1 pseudogene is annotated in these 269 nt (G+C 53.5%); it reads left to right on the top strand.

Going from position 1 to position 269, the window contains the following annotated elements:
* Window positions 1-12 precede the first annotated feature (12 nt).
* Window positions 13-269, top strand: a pseudogene (locus tag KV696_RS10555) (adhesive domain-containing protein); the annotation flags it as partial.

Here is a 269-nt window from a genome sequence, read left to right as displayed (position 1 = left end):
GCTACAGCGCTTGTGCTTGCTGATGTAGAGGCTACTGCGCTTGTGCTTGCTGATGTAGATGCTACGGCGCTTGTGCTTGCTGAGGTAGATGCTACAGCGCTTGTGCTGGCTGATGTAGAGGCTACGGCACTTGTTGACGCTGAGGTAGACGCTACGGCACTTGTTGATGCTGATGTAGAGGCTACCGCACTTGTTGATGCTGATGTAGACGCTACAGCGCTTGTGCTTGCTGATGTAGACGCTACGGCGCTTGTGCTTGCTGATGTAGA

Origin of the sequence: Streptococcus humanilactis (genome assembly GCF_019448275.1) — a bacterium.
GTDB classification, from domain to species: domain Bacteria; phylum Bacillota; class Bacilli; order Lactobacillales; family Streptococcaceae; genus Streptococcus; species Streptococcus humanilactis.
This window is presented reverse-complemented; position numbering and strand designations above follow the sequence as displayed.